General features: G+C 47.6%; 1 protein-coding gene. It reads right to left on the bottom strand.

Annotated features, from left to right (window positions below; all coding sequences use genetic code 11):
• Positions 1-17: 17 nt before the first annotated feature.
• Positions 18-1,183, bottom strand: a protein-coding gene (locus tag M977_RS25440) for an IS3 family transposase (RefSeq protein ID WP_157092144.1) whose coding sequence is annotated in 2 segments (ribosomal slippage) — positions 18-919 and positions 919-1,183 — 1,167 coding nt in all. Because the reading frame shifts where the segments join, the coding sequence is not laid out codon by codon here.
• Positions 1,184-1,252: the final 69 nt, after the last annotated feature.

The raw sequence follows: 1,252 nt of genomic DNA, 5'->3' as shown, positions 1-1,252 counted from the left end.
TGTAGTGGATCACAAAATCAGGACACCGGAATAACCTGCTTCCACTTTTCTTCATGCTGGCAAGGCGATAACCCACCATTGTTCGTATGAGGACGGTAAACGTTGTAATAACCATTTATCCACTGGTTTATATCGCGTACTGCATGACTAAAATCACCATAACCACCTTTCGGTAGCCATTCACTTTTAAGGCTGCGAAACACTCTTTCCATCGGAGAATTATCCAGACAATTCCCTCTGCGACTCATACTTTGCATTACCCCATGACGCCAAAGTAACTTTCTGTATTTATTGCTTTTATATTGAACCCCTTGATCTGAATGAAACAGAAGTCGTTCATTACGCGGTCGTGTCTCCAGGGCATTACGCAAAGCCCTGCACACCAAATCAGCATCAGCGGTTAATGAGAGGGCTGAACCAATAATCCGGCGTGAATATAAATCAACAACAAGCGCGAGATAGCACCACTTGTCCTGCAGGCGAATAAAGCTGATATCACCACACCAGACGCGGTTTGGTGCGGCGGGGTTAAACTGCCGGTTCAATAAGTTTGGTAATGCTGGGCTGTTGTCTGAATTTACCCGGTAGCGATGTTTAACTGGCTGGTGACTGGTCAGCCCGCATTCCTGCATCAGTCGTCGCGCCAGCCACCGGCCTGCATCAACGCCACTCTGGCGTAACATCTGGCTGATTGCCCGACTACCTGCAGCGCCACGACTGAGAGTATGGAATGCTCTCACCCGACTTCGCCATTCAATTCTTTGCACATTAACCGGATGCTTCACCTGCGCGTAATAAACGCTACGGTGAATACCGAATAAATGACAAAGAGTCTGCACAGGCCACTTTGCTTTCAGCCGTGTGATTAGCGCAATAACTTTCCGGGGGCTTCGCTCATCAGCACGGCAGCCTGCTTTAGTATTTCTTTTTCCATCTCAAGACGCTTTATCTGCGCTTTAAGCTGCTGAATTTCACGCTGTTCAGGAGTAATAGCATTGCCGACGGGCTCAATACCCAGAAGTTCCTGCTTATAAAGCCGTATCCATTTGCGCAAATGGTCAGGATTGAGTTCGAGCGCCTGAGCAACTTCCCGTGCATCTCGCTGGTATTTAACAACCTGTTCGATAGCTTCGAGTTTGAACTCCGGGGAAAATGTGCGTTTAGTCCGACGAGTTTTGATCATGCATCACCTCATGTTCACTGTTTTAACATTAACAGGATTTCGAGGTGTCCTGAATTACCGATCCACTAC

Source organism: Buttiauxella gaviniae ATCC 51604 (assembly GCF_001654835.1).
GTDB classification, from domain to species: Bacteria; Pseudomonadota; Gammaproteobacteria; order Enterobacterales; family Enterobacteriaceae; genus Buttiauxella; species Buttiauxella gaviniae.
Note: the sequence above shows the minus strand (reverse complement) of the source record. Positions and strands in the feature narration are given on the sequence as shown.